2 protein-coding genes are annotated in these 815 nt (G+C 50.4%); both read left to right on the forward strand.

What is annotated here, in order from left to right; all coding sequences use genetic code 11:
* Positions 1-177 precede the first annotated feature (177 nt).
* Positions 178-495 carry a hypothetical protein gene (locus tag ACEVJK_RS14415; RefSeq protein WP_374740901.1) on the forward strand — a complete coding sequence of 106 codons (318 nt, stop codon included), beginning with the start codon at positions 178-180 and terminating at the stop codon, positions 493-495.
* Between the two features lie 14 nt (positions 496-509).
* Positions 510-770 carry a phage holin family protein gene (locus ACEVJK_RS14420; protein ID WP_186853532.1) on the forward strand — a complete coding sequence of 87 codons (261 nt, stop codon included), beginning with the start codon at positions 510-512 and terminating at the stop codon, positions 768-770.
* Positions 771-815: the final 45 nt, after the last annotated feature.

The following is an 815-nucleotide window of genomic DNA, read 5'->3' on the forward strand; positions in this document are numbered from 1 at the left end:
TTGCCGAATTTGATGTGTCACGCTCTTCGCCCTTTTTCTCTGGTGACATTTCTCAAATTAAAATTATTGGCCAAGTTGGAGCCGCTTATCATGTGACTGGAGATTTCAGGATTTATTAACCAATAGTTTAAGATGGAAAGGCGGTGTGCCATGCCACCGGATTGCAATGATTGTCCCATGGAATCCCGTATCGCTAACCTGGAACGGCGAGTAGAAAAGAACGAACAGAAATCCTCTGAGACGCACAAAGAATTTTATAATCGGGTCCGGGCCTTGGAGATCGCCCGTGCAGAGCAGGGCCAGCAGTACACAACGATACTCGAAAAGCTGGAGGACCTGACGGGTAAAGTGAGCACACTGTCCAAGGGATTGTCAGACATTCAGGCAGAGCCTGGACGAACCTGGAAAGATCTGAAAGGCAAAATAAGTTGGGCCGTAATTGCGGCGGTTATTACAGCGGTTATGGCCTTTCTGTTAGACAAGATAGGTCTTTGAGAGGGGGTGAAAATATGGACTTTGGAATCGCATCCGTGGCGGCCATTACCGTCATCTGTTATCTGGTGGGACTGATCGTCAAATCGTCTGGCCTGGATAACAAGTACATCCCGGCTATCGTGGGCCTGTGCGGCGGCGTTCTGGGCGTGGCGGCCCTGTATACCGGCCTCCAGGACTTCCCGGCGACGGACCCGCTGACCGCCGTTGCCGTGGGCATTGTAAGCGGTCTGGCGGCAACTGGTGTTAACCAGGCCATCAAGCAGATGAAGGAATAACAACATATTTTTGACTACAAAGGAGATTGAACTATGAACACCGAA

This window comes from Flintibacter sp. P01028 (assembly GCF_041925235.1).
Taxonomy (GTDB): domain Bacteria; phylum Bacillota; class Clostridia; order Oscillospirales; family Oscillospiraceae; genus Lawsonibacter; species Lawsonibacter aceti.